Source organism: Streptomyces alkaliterrae, from assembly GCF_007097205.2.
Classification (GTDB): Bacteria; Actinomycetota; Actinomycetes; order Streptomycetales; family Streptomycetaceae; genus Streptomyces; species Streptomyces alkaliterrae.
The window spans coordinates 1-17,756 of sequence record NZ_VJYK02000097.1 but is presented as its reverse complement, the minus strand read 5'-3'; the positions used below and the strand labels follow the sequence as shown (position 1 = coordinate 17,756).

Annotated in this window: 17 protein-coding genes and 1 other RNA gene; 11 read left to right on the top strand and 7 right to left on the bottom strand. The window is 72.8% G+C overall.

What is annotated here, in order from left to right:
* On the bottom strand, nt 1-423 hold a 423-nt coding region (gene yaaA, locus FNX44_RS11735), incomplete at its 3' end, for a peroxide stress protein YaaA (RefSeq protein WP_143647994.1).
* A 140-nt stretch (nt 424-563) separates the two neighbouring features.
* The gene (trxA, locus tag FNX44_RS11730; RefSeq protein ID WP_143647993.1) at nt 564-932 is read right to left on the bottom strand and encodes a thioredoxin; all 369 of its coding nucleotides are present in this window, start codon (nt 930-932) and stop codon (nt 564-566) included.
* 169 nt (nt 933-1,101) lie between these two features.
* Here trxA and rnpB point away from each other — a divergent pair.
* Nucleotides 1,102-1,515, top strand: an RNA gene (gene rnpB, locus FNX44_RS11725) — RNase P RNA component class A.
* 109 nt (nt 1,516-1,624) lie between these two features.
* Nucleotides 1,625-2,998 (top strand): FAD-dependent oxidoreductase, encoded by a 1,374-nt coding sequence (locus FNX44_RS11720; protein WP_143647992.1) that lies wholly within the window; start codon nt 1,625-1,627, stop codon nt 2,996-2,998.
* A 28-nt stretch (nt 2,999-3,026) separates the two neighbouring features.
* Here FNX44_RS11720 and FNX44_RS11715 read toward each other — a convergent pair whose 3' ends face one another.
* Together FNX44_RS11715 and FNX44_RS11710 are read right to left on the bottom strand one after the other, a co-directional pair.
* Nucleotides 3,027-3,815, bottom strand: a complete 789-nt coding sequence (locus FNX44_RS11715) for a S1 family peptidase (RefSeq protein ID WP_143647991.1) — start codon at nt 3,813-3,815, stop codon at nt 3,027-3,029.
* Nucleotides 3,816-3,940: 125 nt separating this feature from the next.
* A complete protein-coding gene (locus FNX44_RS11710) occupies nt 3,941-4,579 on the bottom strand; it encodes a histidine phosphatase family protein (RefSeq protein ID WP_143647990.1) in 639 nt (212 codons plus the stop codon).
* Between the two features lie 113 nt (nt 4,580-4,692).
* Between FNX44_RS11710 and FNX44_RS11705 the strand changes: the two genes are divergently transcribed.
* The 3 genes from FNX44_RS11705 (at nt 4,693) to FNX44_RS11695 (ending at nt 7,461) form a co-directional block, all read left to right on the top strand.
* Complete coding sequence (locus tag FNX44_RS11705; protein WP_407699120.1) at nt 4,693-5,097, top strand: RNA-binding S4 domain-containing protein; 405 nt, start codon at nt 4,693-4,695, stop codon at nt 5,095-5,097.
* A 313-nt stretch (nt 5,098-5,410) separates the two neighbouring features.
* The gene (locus FNX44_RS11700; protein WP_143647988.1) at nt 5,411-7,093 is read left to right on the top strand and encodes an SH3 domain-containing protein; all 1,683 of its coding nucleotides are present in this window, start codon (nt 5,411-5,413) and stop codon (nt 7,091-7,093) included.
* 122 nt (nt 7,094-7,215) lie between these two features.
* A complete protein-coding gene (locus FNX44_RS11695) occupies nt 7,216-7,461 on the top strand; it encodes a hypothetical protein (RefSeq protein ID WP_143647987.1) in 246 nt (81 codons plus the stop codon).
* 22 nt (nt 7,462-7,483) lie between these two features.
* On the opposite strand, the gene FNX44_RS11690 is transcribed toward FNX44_RS11695, so the two are convergent.
* On the bottom strand, nt 7,484-8,047 hold the full coding sequence (locus tag FNX44_RS11690; RefSeq protein ID WP_143647986.1) for a flavoprotein: 564 nt from the start codon (nt 8,045-8,047) through the stop codon (nt 7,484-7,486).
* Nucleotides 8,048-8,152: 105 nt separating this feature from the next.
* Between FNX44_RS11690 and FNX44_RS11685 the strand changes: the two genes are divergently transcribed.
* Nucleotides 8,153-9,376, top strand: coding sequence for a helix-turn-helix domain-containing protein (locus FNX44_RS11685; RefSeq protein WP_143647985.1), 1,224 nt, complete (start codon nt 8,153-8,155; stop codon nt 9,374-9,376).
* Between the two features lie 770 nt (nt 9,377-10,146).
* Here FNX44_RS11685 and FNX44_RS11680 read toward each other — a convergent pair.
* Complete coding sequence (locus tag FNX44_RS11680; protein WP_143647984.1) at nt 10,147-11,043, bottom strand: PhzF family phenazine biosynthesis protein; 897 nt, start codon at nt 11,041-11,043, stop codon at nt 10,147-10,149.
* 56 nt (nt 11,044-11,099) lie between these two features.
* Entirely contained in the window at nt 11,100-11,888 is a 789-nt protein-coding gene (locus tag FNX44_RS11675; RefSeq protein ID WP_153507162.1) for an SDR family oxidoreductase, read from the bottom strand.
* A gap of 172 nt (nt 11,889-12,060) precedes the next feature.
* On the opposite strand from FNX44_RS11675, the gene FNX44_RS11670 reads away from it, so the two are divergent.
* The 5 genes from FNX44_RS11670 to FNX44_RS11650 all read left to right on the top strand — a co-directional run.
* On the top strand, nt 12,061-13,698 hold the full coding sequence (locus tag FNX44_RS11670) for an alkaline phosphatase D family protein (RefSeq protein ID WP_143647983.1): 1,638 nt from the start codon (nt 12,061-12,063) through the stop codon (nt 13,696-13,698).
* Between the two features lie 98 nt (nt 13,699-13,796).
* On the top strand, nt 13,797-15,137 hold the full coding sequence (locus FNX44_RS11665) for a multidrug effflux MFS transporter (protein ID WP_143647982.1): 1,341 nt from the start codon (nt 13,797-13,799) through the stop codon (nt 15,135-15,137).
* Nucleotides 15,119-16,228 (top strand): serine hydrolase domain-containing protein, encoded by a 1,110-nt coding sequence (locus tag FNX44_RS11660; RefSeq protein ID WP_173019160.1) that lies wholly within the window; start codon nt 15,119-15,121, stop codon nt 16,226-16,228. Before FNX44_RS11665 ends, FNX44_RS11660 begins: the two co-directional genes overlap by 19 nt.
* Nucleotides 16,229-16,323: 95 nt before the next feature.
* Nucleotides 16,324-16,656 (top strand): SCO0607 family lipoprotein, encoded by a 333-nt coding sequence (locus FNX44_RS11655; protein WP_407699119.1) that lies wholly within the window; start codon nt 16,324-16,326, stop codon nt 16,654-16,656.
* 63 nt (nt 16,657-16,719) lie between these two features.
* The coding region (locus tag FNX44_RS11650) for a small ribosomal subunit Rsm22 family protein (RefSeq protein WP_143647981.1) at nt 16,720-17,756 on the top strand (1,037 nt) is incomplete at its 3' end.

The following is a 17,756-nucleotide window of genomic DNA, read 5'->3' as shown; positions in this document are numbered from 1 at the left end:
ACAGCCCAGCCCCGGCAGCTTCACACCGCCCGAGAGCCGGTAGGACGGGATCGGGTCGGCCACCCCGACGGCGCCCCACAGCCCGGAGAACACCAGCAGCTCCCGCCGGGCCCGCTCCCGGGCCGCCGCGGAGAGCGTCGCCAGCTCGAGCGCGTCGTACAGCACGCCCGTGTAGACCTCACCCGCCGGGCGCGTACCGGCCGTCCGCAGCGCCGCGTTCTTCGCGACCTCGCCCCGCAGGCCTTCACTCAGCCCGAGCACCTCCCGGGCCTTCTCCTCGTCGGCCGAGCACAGCTCGACCAGCTCGTCCAACACCGCCTCGCGGGCGGCCGTCAGCCCCGGCAGCGAGAGCGCCCCCAGATCCAGCGCGGGCCCCGTCCCTCCGGCGGCCTTCCCCTCGGACGGCGGCAACAGCACAAGCACGGACTACTCTCCCTAGCTCACAACCCGGCAACAGCGCCATGAAGCGTACGACCCCCCACACCGCCACCGCGCCCGGCGTCCACACCCGGCGCCCACGCCCGCGCACGCGCCGCCCTCCACGCCGGGCGCGAGTGGAGGGATCACGCCCCGGGCCGGCCGTCTTCCAGAGACTTGCGGATCGCCTCCATGTCCAGCGCGCGGGCCTGGCCGATCACGTCCTCCAGGGCCGCCTCCGGCAGCGCGCCCGGCTGCGCGAAGACCGCCACCTTGTCCCGCACGATCATCAGCGTCGGGATCGACTGGATCTCGAACGCGGCGGCCAGCTCCTGCTCCGCCTCCGTGTCGACCTTGGCGAAGACCAGGTCCGGGTGCCGCTCGGACGCCTGCTCGAAGACCGGCGCGAAGCGCAGGCACGGCCCGCACCAGGACGCCCAGAAGTCGATCAGCAGAAAGTCGTTCTCCGACACGACCTGATCGAAGTTGTCCGTGGTGAGTTCGATGGTGCTCATGGGGCCTGCCTCTCAGGGTCCTTGATGTCCCGCACAACGGCGACGGCACGCGTGCTATTCCGCCTACGCCTGCCCACCGGGGCGCCGCCTGAAGCGGACCACCGCCGACTTCCCGCGAGGACCGAGGGCGAGCCCGGTCCTCGGCCCGACGTAGGATGACCATGGCAGACGAGCCGCGCGGGCGGTCGCGTCGGTCCGGCGGCGACGCCGGTCCGCCGAGGAACGTCCGGACTCCGCAGAGCAGGGTGGTAGGTAACACCTACCTGGGGTGACCCACGGGAAAGTGCCACAGAAAACAGACCGCCGGGAGCCGACAGGCCCCCGGTAAGGGTGAAACGGTGGTGTAAGAGACCACCAGCGCCCAGGGTGACCTGGGCGGCTAGGTAAACCCCACCCGGAGCAAGGTCAAGAGGGCCGCGTCCGCGAGGACGGCGGCCTGCGCGAACGTCCGAGGGCTGCTCGCCCGAGTTCGCGGGTGGACCGCACGAGGCCGGTGGCGACACCGGTCCCAGATGGATGACCGCCTCCCGGCGGGCCGCGAGGCCCCCGGAGACAGAATCCGGCGTACAGCGCGACTCGTCTGCCGCCCCCTTTGCCGGGCGTGATCCCGGCCCGGGTGAGCGGGGCAGGAGTCGGGTGAAGATCATCGAACCGTAGGATGAACCCGCAACACGACGCGAAGGGGAGCTTCTGTGGCGCGGGTTGCGGTGGTCGGTGGGGGTATCAGCGGGCTGGCGACAGCCCTCATGCTCGGCAGGCGGGGCCATACGGTCACGCTGTTCGAGCAGGACGCGCGGGAGGCCGGGGAGGACCTGGACCGGGACTTCTTCCGCTGGCACCGGCCCCGGGTGCCGCAGGCCGACCAGCCCCACTCGTTCCTCGCACCCGTGCGTACCGTTCTGCGGGCCGAAACCCCGGACGTCTACGCGGATCTGCTGGCCCGCGGCGCCCACGAGTACCACGAATTCGACTGGTTCGGACAGCATCCGCCGCATCGCCCCGGCGACGAGGACCTGGTGACGGTCCGCACCCGGCGTATCGTGCTGGAGGCCGCGCTGAGCGCGGCCCTGCGCCGGGAGAGCGCCGTTGACGTGCGGCGCGGCCGACGGGTGTCCGGTCTGACCTTCGAGGAGGGGCGGCCCGCCCGGGTGACCGGCGTGCGGGTCGGCGAGGAGACGTGTCCGGCGGACCTCGTCGTCGACGCGTCCGGCCGCCGCTCGAAGGTTCCCCACTGGTTGGTCGCGGCCGGCTGCCGGCCGCCGCTCGTCGAGAGCCACCGCGCCGGGATCGCCTACCTGTGCCGCTGGTACCGCCTGCGGGCCGACGGCCCGCAGGACCCGGGGCGGGTGAAGACCGGCTCCGCAGCGGCCTTCGCGCTCGCCGGAGTCTTCCCCTCCGACAACAACGTCTTCGCGGCGAACATCGTGCTCGCCACGGACGATCCGAGCCGCGCCGCGCTCACCGACCCGGCGGTGTTCGAGGCCGCCGCGCGCCTCTTCCCCGCCTGCGCCGCCTGGCTCGACCTGGACCCCGAACCGCAGCCGGACGTGCTGGCCATGGCGGGCCTGGACAACCGCTGGACCGCTCTCGTCGACGACAACGGGCCCGTGGCCACCGGCCTGACCAACGTCGGGGACAGCCTCGTCCACACCAACCCCACCTTCGGCCACGGGGTGGCCCTCGGCCTGCTGGCCGCCCAGCACGTCGCCACCCACGCGGACCGGATCGTCGCGGACCCCGCCCACCACCACAACTGGTCGATGAGCGCGCTCCGCCCCTGGTTCGAGGAGCAGGCCGCGGCCGACCGCGCCAACGCGGAACGCCTCGCCGAGGGCGCGCCGCTCTCGGACCGGCGGGCCGCCGCCCGGGCCGTGTGCGCGTTCGAGGACCCGGTGGTGATGAGGGCCCGGGCCCAGGTACGTCACCTCGTGCGGACGGCCGGCGACGCCTACGGCACGGACGAGGTGGAACGGCACGTCACGGCGTGGCTGGCCGCCCACCCGGAGTACGAGCCGGAGCACGACGGTCCGACCCGCGAGCAGTGGGAAGCCCTGATACCCGGCTGAGCGGCGGCCGTGGCGGCGGGCGCCGACGTCAGTAGGCGACGGTCAGGTTGTGGGCCGCGAGGATCGGTGCCAGTGGCTGGTGGAAGGTCGTGCCGCCGGTACGGCAGTTGCCGCTCGCCGCGAGGAGGAAGCCGACGATCTGGCTTCCTGAGTGGGCGGGGGTCCCGATCAGTGTGTCGCCTGGCTCCGCACAGAGGCTCGCACGGAACAGCCCGGTCAGCGTCCCCTGCGGCAGGTTCACCGTCTGGTTGACCGCGGTGATCGTGCCGCAGCGGAGGCCGATCGTCGCCGTCCGGTGGCAGACGGCCAGCCCGGGCGCCGGCGACCGGACGCCGGTGACACGGACCGGGCCGGTGACCGAGTCGCCGACCAGCTCGCTCGGGTACGCGAACTCCGTACTCGTGTAGCGGATCACCACGTACTGCCGGGACGGGTGGCCCACCGACTCCCCGACCGCGACCGGCCGGCGCAGACCAGCGTCGGCGTACCAGACGGTTCCGAGACCGCCGCAGTGGCCGGCCATGACGCCGTAACGCTGTTCGCCGCGGGCGGCGTTGACCGCCACCACGCACGACCCGGACGTGCTGTGGAGCACGTTCCCGCCGCGTATCGCCGGCTTGCTCGCGTCGGCCGCCGCGGCTGCCGCATCCGTCGCGGCGGCCGACGTGGCGCCGCCCAGGCCCAGCGCGGTGAGCAGCGCGCACAGGACCGTGACAAGAGCCGCACGTCGACGCCGCGTCGTCCGGGAACGGGATCTGCCGCCGCGTCCGGTGGACGGTGCCTGGGGTGTTCCGCCGGTCATACCTGTCTCGGTCATACCTGTCTCCTGTGGGGTGGGAGCGGGCGAGTCGCCGCGTAGCCTCGTCAGGAGTCGACGAGTCGACAAGTGGTGTTTTCCGTCGATCGTCGAGCTGCTGGTCGGCGGCGCTCCGGCGGCGGGGCTCACACGTGCAGCTCCGGCGGGAAGCCGGTCCAGCGGGCCTCCTCCGGCAGATGAGACAGGTCGTTGAAGCAGAGCACTGCGGCCGGCCTGTCCGCCGCGTAACGGATGACCGTCAGCCCGGCGTTGGCCGGATTCAGCCCCATCCACCGCCAGGGCGGGGCGTGATGGGCAACGGCGACAAGATGCGCGACGAGGAACGCGTGTGTCACCACCAGTTCCCGCCGGGGACGCGGGCCCGGCACCGGACCGGTGAACTCGGCCAGCGCCCGAGCCGCCAGTTCACGACCCTGCCGGCGTTCGTCCGCCGGGACGTCGGCGAGGCGGTCCGCGAACGCGGCGTGCTCCGCCGGAAGCTCCGCGCGCTCGGGTACGTACGGCACGTAGTCCCCGGCGGCCCGCGACACCTCGGGTGCGGCACCGCCGTCGCCCAACTCGGCCGCCACGAGGCGGGCGGTCTCCACCGCCCGGGGCAGCGGCCCGCACCGGAAGGCGTCGAACCCGACGCCCCGCAGCCTGCGGCCCAGCGCCCGCGCCTGCTCCCGGCCGACGTCGGTCAGTCCCGACTCGTCCGCGGTGGCCTCGCCGTGCCGGACGAGGTAGAGGTACCGGTCGGCAGTCGCTCGAACGGTGTCGGACACGGTGGCTCCCAGTGGTCGTAGTCGGAGGGCGAGGGGTGACTGCCCCTCCCCGCGCGGGGACGCCGCCCGCGCGATCACGGGTTCCCGGCCCCGGGGGCGGTGGCGAACCGCGTATCGTCGGGGGTATGGCTGGTGGTGAGGGAACCGTCCGGGTGGATGTGTGGATCTGGTCCGTGCGGCTGGTGAAGACGAGGTCGCTCGCGGCCTCCGCCTGCCGGGCCGGACACGTTCGGGTGAACGGCGACCGGGCCAAGCCTGCCCAGGCTGTGAAGGCGGGCGACGAGGTGCGGCTTCGGCACGCGGGGCGGGAGCGCGTCGTCGTGGTCGAGAAGGTGCTGCGCAAGCGCGTGGGCGCGCCGGCCGCCGTCGAGGCGTACGTCGACAACAGTCCGCCCCCGCCGCCCCGCGAGGCCGTCGCCCCCGCAGGGGTGCGAGACCGGGGCGCGGGCCGACCGACCAAGCGGGACCGCAGGGAACTCGACCGCCTGCGCGGCGAGGGAGCACTGCCGCCGGGTTGACGCTCGGGTTGCGACCGTGCGAGGCGGCTGCTCGGCGCGCTGACCGGCACTGTTGCCGTCGCGGCGCGGCCCCCGCGTCACCTTCGGGCCTCCCGCGCTACCCCGGACGGGGAGCCGTACATTGCCCCGAACGAGTGGTATTCAGGCGGGGAGTAGGCGACAACACGCGGGGCGCGGTGTGTCGAGCGGGAGATCGGGGCGACTTCCGGCGCAATGGCCGAGGTGCCGCCCCCGCCGCCCTGGACGCTTCCCGCGTCCGGGTGGGCGTCGGGGTCGGTCCACGTCGGTTTCCCCTGCTCCCCGGAGTGCCCACATGCAGCCCGCACACAGAGCCCGTCTGGCGACCGTCGCCGCGCTGGCCACCGCAACTCTCCTCGCGCCCGCCGTCCCGGCGTTCGCGGACTCCAGCAACCTCAACATGTCCCAGCCGTACGTCTCCTCGATCGCGCCGGGGAAGTACGGCGAGGTCACGCTCGTCGCGACCAACGGCGACGGCAGGGCGGACGTCAAGGCGTTCCGGGTCACCGCGCCCCGCCAGACGAGGTTCGGAGAGAGCACCTTCCGTTGGAACGAAGAGCCGACGCGGATGGGATGCGGCCTCTCGGACGACGCCCGCGTGCTCAGCTGCTCCTGGCGGGAGCGGACGGCGTTCGGCTTCGAGCCGAACAGCAAGGTCAAGCTGTCGGTGATGATCCGGGTCGACGACGACGCCCCCGAAGGGACGACGCTGACCGGCGGCAAGTGGGAGGCGAAGGCCGACTTCCACCACTCGCCGTGGCCGTTCGCGGTGGCCACCCCGGTCACCGGCCCGAAGGGCGAGAAGGGCGACAAGGGCGACAAGGGCGACAAGGGCAAACCCGGCCCCAAGGGCGACAAGGGGCACAAGGGCGAGAAGGGCGACGACGGCAAGCCCGGCCCCAAGGGTGACCAGGGTCCGAAGGGCGACCAGGGTCCGAAGGGTGACAAGGGCGACAAGGGTCGTCCCGGTCCGAAGGGTGACCAGGGCCCGAAGGGCGACAAGGGGGACAAGGGCGACAAGGGCCGTCCCGGCCCGAAGGGCGACCAGGGGCCGAAGGGCGACAAGGGCGACCGCGGCGACCAGGGACGTCCCGGTCCCAAGGGCGACAAGGGCGACCGTGGTGAGCCCGGAACCCCGGGCGGCCCGCAGGGCCCGAAGGGCGACAAGGGCGACCCGGGCCCGAAGGGCGACAAGGGAGACAAGGGAGACCGCGGCGACTCCGGCCCGAAGGGCGACAAGGGCGACCAGGGACGCCCGGGCCCCAAGGGAGACAAGGGCGATAAGGGCGACAAGGGTGACCGTGGCGACCACGGTCGTCCGGGCCCCAAGGGTGACCAGGGCCCGAAGGGCGACAAGGGTGACCGCGGCGACCAGGGACGTCCCGGTCCCAAGGGCGACAAGGGCGACCGTGGTGAGCCCGGAACCCCGGGCGGCCCGCAGGGCCCGAAGGGCGACAAGGGCGATAAGGGCGACAAGGGTGACAAGGGCGACCGCGGCGACTCCGGCCCCAAGGGTGACAAGGGCGACCGGGGTGACAAGGGCCCCAAGGGTGACAAGGGCGACCGGGGTGACAAGGGCCCGAAGGGCGACAAGGGCAAGCAGGGCCCCAAGGGACCCAAGGGCGACAAGGGCCCGAAGGGCGACAAGGGCAAGCAGGGCCCCAAGGGACCCAAGGGCGACAAGGGCGACAAGGGCAAGCCGGGCCACTGTGACTGCAAGGACGGTCACGGCAAGGGCAACCACAAGGTCCACGGCAAGGCCAAGGTGATCTCCAAGAGCCCGCTGACGATCCGCAAGAGCCCGAACACCTCGCACCACGCCAAGGGCTCGCTCAAGCCCGGCACGGTCTTCAAGGTCGCCTGCAAGGCCAAGGGCGCCAACGTCGACGGCAACAAGATCTGGTACAAGCTGTCCGACGGCCGCGGTTGGGTCTCCGCCCGCTACGCGAAGAACCTGAACCCCATCCCGTACTGCTGACGGGAGCGGTCGACCGATCCGACAAGGGGACGGGCCGGGTCATCCAGACGGATGGCCCGGCCCGTCCCCCGTTCGGCGGTGTTCCGGATGCGGAGCCGCACGTGGTGTGCCCACGCTTGGGTATGGAGAAGAAGCGCCCGCCAGAGCCCGAGTACCCCGTGGTCGTGGGGTCTTTCGGCGAGAACAGCCGCTACCGGCTGGTCTGGCTGCGCGGGATCGGTTGGGAACCGCTCGCGCGCGAGGACTTCGAGGCGCGGGTGCGCGAGGTGTTCCCCGACATCGACCTGGACGATCCCGAGCAGGTCCACTGGGTGGACGGCTCCGAGGAGTGGCCCGCCTGGCACCCCCCGGAGCACGACGAACCCTGACCCCGGTGTCGGCGCAGGCCCCTCACGGTTTCGCTGGCCGCGCATTGGCGAGGGCATGCTCGCCCGCGTCGAGCACCAACCGCCATGGGTACTCCTCAGGGCGGCCCTGCCCCGGCGGGTTCGGTACGAACCCGCCCTCCCCGTAGAGCACGCGCACCCCTGCCGAACGCAGCGTCTCCACTGAGCGGTCCATCGCCGGGTGGGCGGCCAGAGTGGTCTTGACGCAGGGCATCACCACCACGGGCACTCCGGCGCCGATCGCCTCGGCCGCGACGCCGACGACGTAGGACGGAGTCAAGCCCAGCGCCAGCGCGCTGATGCTGTTGAGCGTCGCGGGCGCGACGGCGACGACATCGGCCGGCGGCCAGGGCACCCCGCTCTCGCCGGGGCGACGCCACCGGGTGCGCACCGGGTGACCGGTCAACTCCTCCAAATCGGCCACCCGGTCCCCGAGCCAGGAGTGTGCGGTCGGCGTGAGACCAAGGCAGACCTCCCAGCCTTCCGCCTGGGCGGCGGCAACGGCGCTCCGGACGTGAAGCACGGGCGGAGCCGCACACCCGATGAGATAGAGCGAGCGAGTAGTCATGCCGCCATCACAGCACGACAACCGTCCCCCGCCGTTCGAGGATTCACCACACGCGCGGCTCGCGGCGAGTACCGTTCCAGGCGTCGAGTCAGAAACGGAGTGCGCATGTCCGACGCCCCCGGTCTGCGGTACGACATCTCTGTCGGCCGACGCATCAAGGCCATCCGGAACCAGCGAGGGCTCACCCAGCATGGCCTGGCCCAGCGATCTCACGTTTCGTACAGCACCCTGACGAAGGTGGAGAGCGGCCACCTGGCGGCATCACCGACGGTGACGGCGGCCTGTGCGCGTGCGCTGCGTGTGCGCGTCACCGACCTCACCGGGCAGCCCTATATGGATGCTCTCCGACGGGATCGGCTGGAGGAGTTCGTCCAGCCCATCAGGCACGCCATCGTCAGCCCCGGACTCTCCAGGGAAGAGGGCGCGAAGCCACGGAGCCTTGAGGCGGTGCGGGTCGATCTGAGCCGCCTGGAGGCCAGTCGACTACGCGGCGAGTACCTGGTCATCGGCTCCGAGGGACCGGCTCTGATCGGCGAATTGGTGACGATCGCCGACACCACGCCACCTGGGCCGGACCGTCAGCGGGTGTACTCGGCGTTGGCCATCATGTACTGCCTGGCCCGCTACTTCACGCACAAGCTGGGCTTTCTCGATCTCGGACTGCTGGCCCTCGAGAGGATGGAAGCGGCGAGCGCGCTGTCGGCGGATCCCTACCTTCCGGCGGTCGTGTGTCACTACCGCAGCGACTATCTCCTCCATCACGGCGGATACGACATCGGCCTTCGTCAGGTGGCACTGGTGGAACGCATGCTGGAGGAGCCGTCCCGCCGGGGGAACGCGCGCGCTCAGTCGCTTCTCGGAACGATGCAGTTGAAGGCGGCCGTCATTCATGCTCGGCGGAGAGGCGGCTCCAGCGCGGTGGACGTGCGTGACCGGATTCGGAAAGCCCAGCAGGTCGCACACCGGATCAAGGGTCAGCGAGACCCCTATGGTCTTGTATTCGACGAGGTCAACGTAGGCATCCACCAGGTGTCCACTCTCATCGACCTGGGCAAGCCGGGGCAAGCGGTTGAGTACGGGGAGCGACTGCGGCTGCCGTCGGGCTGGGCGTTGAACCGGCAAGGACACCACCAGATGGACATGGCTCGCGCCTACGAGCAACTGGGCCGTGCCGACAAGGCGCTGCACGCGCTGATCAGTGCCCGCGATGCGGCGCCAGCGCAGACCCGCTATCACCCGACGGCGAGGGAGACGGTGCTGTCCCTGCTGCGGCGCCGGGGGACGCCGTCACCACAGCTCAGGGCCTACTCTCGTTGGCTGGGCATCTGACCGCCGTCACCCGGTCGGCACTTTCATTTCTTGATGAAAGTCTCGGACCTCGCAGTCGGGCAGGCTCGTGACAGTCGGTACTCGACACGTCACGAAGGTGAATCATGGTCGTTCTGTTTCGCTTCGCCCCGCAACAACCTCCGCCGCGCGCGGCGTTGGTAGCCCCTCCGCCCGGTGGCCGTAGCACCGAGCCCGCCGCCTACATCTCTTGGGAGTGCCGTATCCGGGCTCATGACGACTGTACGCACGGGGAGGCGCGCCCGTCGCCCGGCTACGGCGTCCACTACGAGGTCTGCGTCTGCCACTGCCACGAGCGCCGGCGGGTGGCGCAGTGACGGGACAACGCTGCCACCGGTGCGACAACCAGGACGCGACTGTGCGGACGGTGTGGATCGTCGAACAGAACACCGGCCCGGGCTGGTCCCATCGCGCTTGCACCACCTGCGTACCGCTCGGCCAGGGACAGTTCGACGACCCGAAGGTGGCGGCCCGATGAACCGCCACCGGGACAATGCGGCGAGCGTGGCGGTTGAGCCGTGTGGCCGGCGCCGACCCCGTGGCAGGAGAGGCCTCCTCTGGTCGCCGCACGCCTGCCCTGTGCGCGAGCAGCCGGGCACGACGGACCGCACGAGGACGCGATCGGCCAGCAGTGGGTGGAGATCCCTCCAGATGTGGCGTACGGGTTGGCGGTGCTGTGCGCCGCCGAACGTCTCCGCCGCGCGTTCGGCCAGGGGTGCGGCAGGCAGGACGGGGATGGTTGTCGGCGGCGGTTACCGCAGGGCCGTCGCTGTGCCGGAGACGTGGATGCGGGGGTCGTCCTCGGGGAGGGTGACGGTGAGGAGGCCGGGGCGGCCCATGTCCTCGCCCTGGTGGAGGGTGAGGACGGCGCCGTCGGGGGCGAGGTCGAGTAGGCGGAGGTAGCCGCCGAAGGCGGCGGCCGCGGCGCCCGTCGCCGGGTCCTCGACGACGCCGCCGACCGGGAACGGGTCGCGGACGTGGAAGACCGTCTCGCTCTCGCGCCAGACGAGTTGCAGCGTGGTGAGGCCGAGCCGCAGCATCAGCGCGCGGAGGGCGTCGAAGTCGTAGTCGAGGTCGGCGAGGCGGGCGCGGGTGGCGGCGGCGAGGACGAGGTGGTCGTTGCCGGCGTAGGCGATGCGCGCCGGTAGGGCGGGGTCGAGGTCGGCGGGGGACCAGCGCAGGGCTTCCAGGACGGCGGTCAGGTCGACGTCGGTGATGTCGGAGATCCGTGGCGGGACGCTGGTGAGTGTGGCCCGGAGTTCGTCGTCGACGGTCACCGGGACGACGCCGGCGCGGGTGGCGAAGGCGTAGTTGCCGGGGCCGTGCCGTTCGGCGAGCGCGACGGCGGTGGCGACGGTGGCGTGTCCGCAGAAGTCGACCTCCGCTTCCGGGCTGTGGTAGCGGATGGTGAAGGCGCGCCCGGAGCTACCCGCCTCGGCTGCCAGCTCCGGTGGGGGAGGGGTGAGGAACGCCGTCTCCGAGTAGCCGACCTCGGCCGCGATGCGCTGCCTGGACGGGGCGTCGAGCCCGCCGGCGTCGAGTACGACGCCGGCGGGGTTGCCGCCGTCGGGCGATGTCGAGAAGGCCGTGTAGCGCAGGATCTCGGGGGCGGTCGCGGCGGGGGCCGCCGGTTGCTGCTGCTCGCTCATGTCGGCTGCAACGGACGGGCTCGGCCCGGCATTCCCGCCCTGCCCGCCGCCGGGGTTCAGCCGCGGCCGATGTACGGCATGGCGGTGGCCATGACCGTGGTGAACTGGACGTTCGCCTCCAGGGGGAGTTCGGCCATGTGGCGGACTGTGCGGGCGACGTCGTCGGCGTCCATCACGGGCTCGACGGCGGTGCGGCCGTCGGCCTGGAGGATGCCGCTGCGCATGCGCGCGGTCATCTCGGTGGCGGCGTTGCCGACGTCGATCTGGCCGCAGGCGATGCGGTACGGGCGGCCGTCCAGGGAGAGGGACTTGGTGAGTCCCGTCATGGCGTGCTTGGTCGCGGTGTAGGCGATGGAGTGGGGGCGCGGGGTGTGCGCGGAGATCGAGCCGTTGTTGATGATCCGGCCGCCCTGCGGGGTCTGGGTCCGCATCACGCGGAACGCGGCGCGGGCGCAGAGGAACGCGCCGTGCAGGTTGACGTCCACGACCGACTTCCAGTCCTCGTAGGAGAGTTCGTCGGGGAGGGAGGCGGGGCCGAAGGTGCCGGCGTTGTTGAAGAGCAGGTCGAGGCGGCCGAAGCGCTCGACGGCCGCCGCGAAGAGGGCGTCGACGGCGTCGGGGTCCGTGACGTCCGTGGGGAGCGTGGCGACCCTGGCCTGGTCGCCGGCGAGGTGGGCGGTCTCCTCCAGCGCCTCGGCGCGGCGGCCCGCGAGGGTGAGCGACCAGCCCGCGTCGGCGAGCGCGAGCGCCACGGCGCGGCCGATACCGGAGCCGGCGCCGGTGACCACCGCGCTGCCGGCGCCCCAGCCCGGCGCGTTCGACGTTTCGTTGATCTCCGTCGTCATGGCGGCAGGGTACGGGACACCCGGGGGCGTCGGCGCGCGACGCGGTGCGCGGCGTGGCACGCGGCGGCCGTCCATCCGCAAAGGCCACCCATCCGCAAAGGCCACCCATCCGCAAACGCAGTGACGTGTGCGTGACAACGGCACGCCATACCGCCGCGCTGCACTCGCTCCCATGACGCACTCCGCGAGCGCTGACCGCGAACTCCGTGCCTACGTACGTCACCTCAACCGCCGCCGCTTCCTGACCGTCGCCGGCGCGGCCTCGGCGATCGCCTTCGCCACCAACCTCCCCGACACCAGCCGGGCCGTCACCCCGCTGCCCGGCGCCGCCATCCGCAAGCAGCCCTTCACCCTGGGCGTCGCCTCCGGCGACCCGCTGCCGGGCTCGGTGGTGCTGTGGACCAGACTCGCCCCCGACCCGTACCAGCCGGACAGCGGACTTCCCGACCGGCCCGTGCCCGTCCGCTGGGAGATCGCTCGGGACGTCGGCTTCCGCCGCCGCGTCGGCGCCGGAGTGGCCACCGCGCACCCGGAGTTCCACCACTCCGTGCACGTCGAACCCGACGGCCTGGAACCGGCCACCACCTACTACTACCGCTTCCTCACCGGAGGTTGGACAAGCCCGGTGGGCCGCACCCGCACCGCGCCCGGGCCGGACGCCGACCCCGCCCGCCTGCGCTTCGGCGTCGTCTCCTGCCAGCGCTACGACCAGGGCCACTACACCGCCTACCGACACCTGGCCGAAGAGGACCTGGACGCCGTGCTGCACGTCGGCGACTACCTCTACGAGTACCCGGTGAAGAGCACCGGCGGCGCGCGCGGCTATCCGGCCGGCACCCTGCCCGCGCACTTCGACCGGGAGACGATGACGCTCACCGACTACCGGCTGCGCTACTCCCTCTACCGCCGAGACCCCGACCTGCGGGCCGCGCACGCCGCGCATCCGTGGATCGTCACCTGGGACGACCACGAGACGGAGAACAACTACGCCGGCGACATCCCCGAGAAGCCCGAGGAGAACCTGCCGCCCGCCGAGTTCCTGCTGCGCCGCGCCGCCGCCTACCGGGCCTACTGGGAGAACATGCCGCTGCGCGCGCCGCAGCGCCCGGAAGGACCCGACCTGCGGCTCTACCGCCGCCTGCGGTACGGCCGCCTCGCCCAGCTCGACGTGCTCGACACCCGCCAGTACCGGGACGACCAGGCGAACGGCGACGGCTGGAAGCTCCCCTCCCCGGAGTCGGAGGACCCGGCGCGGACGATGCTCGGCGCCACCCAGGAACGCTGGCTGCTGGACGGCTGGCGGGAGTCCCGGGCGGTGTGGAACCTCGTGCCGCAGCAGGTGGTGTTCGCCCGGCGGCGCAACCGGGTGGCCGGGCCCTGGCCGCTGTCCATGGACGCCTGGGACGGCTATCCGGCGGCCCGGGCGCGGGTGCTGCGCGGCGCCCGCGAGGCGGGCGTGCCGAACCTGGTCTTCCTCACCGGTGACGTACACGTGCACTACGCCTTCGACGTCCACCACGACCCGGACCGCCCGGACAGGGGGATCGCCGCCGTGGAACTGGTCACCACGTCCGTCTCCAGCGGCGGCGACGGGGCGCGGCGACCGGCGAACTGGCAGACGCTGACGGACGCCAACCCCCATCTGCGGTTCTACGACGGTCGGCGCGGCTACCTGCTGGTGACGCTGGACGCGCGCCGGCTGCGGGCGGACTTCCGGACGGTCGACCGGGTCACGACTCCGGGCGCGGAGATCGGCACGGCCGCCTCGTTCGTCTGCGAGGCGGGCGCGCCCGGCCTGCGCCGGGCCTGAGCCTGACGCACCCGGAACGGCGGGCGCGGCGGGAACTCGTTGGGAACCGGTCGGCGGCCCTGGGAGAATGCGGGCGCCGTCCACATCCAGGAGAGTGCATGACCGACTCCGGTCCCGGAGGACCGGCCGGAATACCCACCCGGTCGTCCAGCCGACCCACCAGCGACAGCGAGCCCGGCGCCCCCCGGCCGGGCTCGTCGGCCGCGACCACCGCCCGGTCGGTCGAGCGGTTGACGCGCGGCCGCCGCACCGGGCTGCTGCTCATCCTCATCCTCGGCAGCCTGACGGCCCTGCCCGCCCTGTCGATGGACCTCTACCTCCCCGCTCTCCCCGCTCTCGGCGGGGAGTTGGGCGGTGCCGCCTCCCAGGTCCAACTCACGCTCACGACCTGCCTGTTGGGACTGGCGGTGGGCCAGATCGTGGTCGGGCCGATGAGTGACCGGTTCGGCCGCCGCCGACCGCTGCTGATCGGCATGGCCGGCTACGTGCTGGCCAGCGCGGCCTGCGCGCTGGCTCCGACGATGGCGGCGCTGACCGCGTTCCGGCTGGTGCAGGGCCTGGCGGGCGCGGCCGGCATCGTCATCGCCCGGGCCGTGGTGCGCGACCTGTTCGACGGGCTCGCGATGGCCCGGTTCTTCTCCACTCTGATGCTCGTCTCCGGCGCGGCGCCGGTGCTCGCGCCCGTCTTCGGCGGACAGCTGCTGCGGGTGACGGACTGGCGCGGGATCTTCCTCACCCTCGCCGTCGTCGGCACGCTGCTCGCGCTGGTCGCCGCGCGCTGGCTGCCGGAGACGCTGCCGGCCGACCGGCGGCACGGCGGCGGCGTCCGCGAGGCGCTGCGCACGATGCGCACCCTGCTGCGGGATCGGGTCTTCACCGGCTATCTGCTGGCCGGCTCGCTGACCTTCGCCGCGCTCTTCGCCTACGTCGCGGCCTCGCCGTTCGTGGTGCAGGAGATCTACGGCGCCTCCCCGCAGACGTTCGGCCTGCTGTTCATGGTCAACTCGATCGGGCTGGTCGCGACGGGCCAGCTGAACGGCCGGGTACTCGTGGGCCGGGTCCGGCTGGACACGGTGATCGGCGCCGGACTGGTCGTCACCGGAACCGCCGCGCTGGCGCTGCTGCTGATGACCACCGGCGTGTTCGGCGACGTCGGACTGGCCGCCGTCGCGGCGGGACTGTTCGTGCTGATGTCCGGCATGGCGCTCGTGCTGCCCAACGCCAGTTCGCAGGGGCTGATGCGGGCCGGTCACGCCGCCGGTACCGCGTCCGCGCTGATCGGCACCTCCCAGTTCCTCGTCGGCGCGATCGCCTCCCCGCTGGTCGGGATCGCGGGGGAGCACACGGCGGTGCCGATGGCGCTGACCCAGCTGAGCGTGATCGTGCTCGCCGCGGGCTGCTTCCTCGTAATGTGCCGTCCATGGCGTCAGCACGACTGAGACACGGCAGCCCCGAGCAGGCGGGACTCGACCCCGAGCAGATCAACGCGCTCGCGGCGGAGATGGACGAGCTGCCCCGGCGCGGCTGGTGCGCCGGAGCCGTCGTGGTCGCCGGACGCGGCCCGTACCTGGTGCTGCGGCACGCCACCGGCTGGGCGTCCCGGTGGAGCACGGCCGGCGCGCTGGCGGACGAGCCGGAACGGATGCGCCCCGACACGCCGTTCGACCTGGCGTCGCTCACCAAACTGTTCACCGCCGTCGCCGTCCTCCAACAGGTCGAGCGCGGCACGCTCGACCTCGACCGCCCGGCCGCCGCGTACGTCCGGGAGTTCGGCGGCGCCGGGAAGGCCGCCATCACGCTGCGCCAACTCCTCACCCACACCTCCGGGTTGCGTCCCGAACTGCCCTTCCACGACGGGCACGGACTCGAGTTGCTGTGGGCCGAACGCCCGCTGTCCGGCCGCCGCCACCGCTACTCCGACCTCAACTTCCTCGCCCTGCAACAGGTGTTGGAGCAGGTCACCGGCCAGGGCCTGGACGTGCTGCTGGGGGAGTGCGTCACCGGGCCGCTGCGGATGTCCGCGACCCGCTTCGGCCCGGTACTGGGCGCCGCCGCCACCGAGGACCAGCGAAGACCGCGCGCCAAAGCGGACCGCGGCATGCTGCGCGGCGTGGTGCACGACGAGAACGCGTACGCGCTCGGCGGAGTCGCCGGCCACGCCGGGCTGTTCGGCACCGCCGACGACCTCGCCGTGTTCTGCCGCGCGCTGCTGGGCGGCGGCGCCTACGGCAGGGCCCGGATACTCGCCCCCGACTCCGTCGCGCTGCTGCTGGACGCCCCGGGGCTGGGCTTCGCCGTCGACCAGCCGTGGTTCATGGGCGAGCTGGCCGGGCGCGGCGCGGCCGGCCACACCGGCTTCACGGGCACCAGCCTGGTCGTGGACCGGGCGACGGACACGTTCCTGGTGCTGCTCGCCAACACCGTGCACCCGGTGCGGCCGGCCGTGCCGGACAGCGGCCCCCGCGCGGCCGCCGCCACCCGCCTCGCCCGCGCGGTCCGGCAGCGGCCGCCGCGGTTGAGTAGCCGGTGATCGTTTCCTGAGTACGGGTACTCAGGCCCACGCGCTCGGCGCGGGCGAGAGTGGGTGGTGACCACACGAACGACAGGAGACCAGCCGTGAAGCGCATCACCTTCCTCCCTCGCCCCGCCGCCCGCGTCCGCCGGGCCCGCGGCCTCGGAGCCGTCGCTGCCGCCTTGCTGGCAGGCTCGTTCGCGGCCGTGGCGCTCACCGGCTGCTCCATCCGGGACAGCATCTGCGGAAACGGCGAGTACCCGGCCATGACCATCGGCGGCACGGGCTCGCAGTGCGTCAAGAACGGCGAGGAGGTCCCGGAGGGGTACGCGCGCTACCCGGAGGGCAAGGTGCCGCAGAAGGTGGACGACAAATGGGACGTGTACTGGCGCACCCACACCGTCGACAAGGACGGTGCCATCGTCGAGGTGGCGGACGGGGAGTAGGCCCGCCTGGACGAGCAGGTCCGCCCGGACGCACCGGCCGGCGTCAGGACCTACACTTCCCCGGTGCACGACGAAGAACTCCGCTCGGCGCTCGCCGCGCTGCTGGACGGCCTGCCGCCGAGCCGGGCCACCGCCGCCGTCGAGCGGCTGATCAGCGAGTACCGGGGCCGGACGACCACCGACACGCCTGTTCTGCGGGACCGGGCGGACGCGGTCGCCTACGCCGCCTACCGGATGCCGGCGACGTTCGCGGCGGTGAGCGCCGCGCTGGCGGAGTTCCGCGCCCGACTGCCGGAGTGGGGGCCCCGGCGGCACGTCGACGTCGGTGGCGGCACCGGCGCGGCCGGCTGGGCGGTGGCCGCCGCCTGGCCGGGCGGGGTGCACACCACCGTGCTCGACTGGTCGGAGTCGGCGCTGGGCATCGGCCGGGAGCTGGCCGCCCGGGCCCTGCCGGACGTCGAGTGGCGGCGCGAGCGCATCGGCCCCGCCCTCGCACTCCCGCCGACCGACCTGGTGACGATCTCGTACGTGCTGGGCGAGTTGACCGAGGGCGACCGGGCGGCGGCGGTGGACGCGGCCGGCACGGCCGCACGCGCGGTCCTGGTGATCGAGCCGGGCACGCCCGAGGGCTACATGCGGGTGATGGCCGCCCGGGACCGGCTGGTCGGCGCCGGTTTCACCGTGCTGGCGCCCTGCCCGCACAGCGACCGCTGCCCGATGGTGCCCGGTGAGGACTGGTGCCATTTCGCGGCGCGGGTCAGCCGCTCCTCGCTGCACCGGCGTGTCAAGGGCGGTTCGCTCGGCCACGAGGACGAGAAGTACTCCTACGTGGCGGCCGTCCGCCCGGACCCGGCCGAGGACGCCGGCCCACACGAGCAGGGCCACGCGCTCTCCGGCACCCCCGCCCAGGGGCGGATCGTGCGTCGGCCGCAGATCCGCAAGGGGCAGGTCCTTCTGGAACTGTGCACCGACCGCGAGGGCCTGGCCCGCCGGACGGTCACCAAGCGCGACCGGACCGCCTACCGTGCCGCCCGCGACGCCGCCTGGGGCGACTCCTGGCCGCCGCCGGAGGAGGGTCCGAAGGGGGAGGGCCCGGAGGG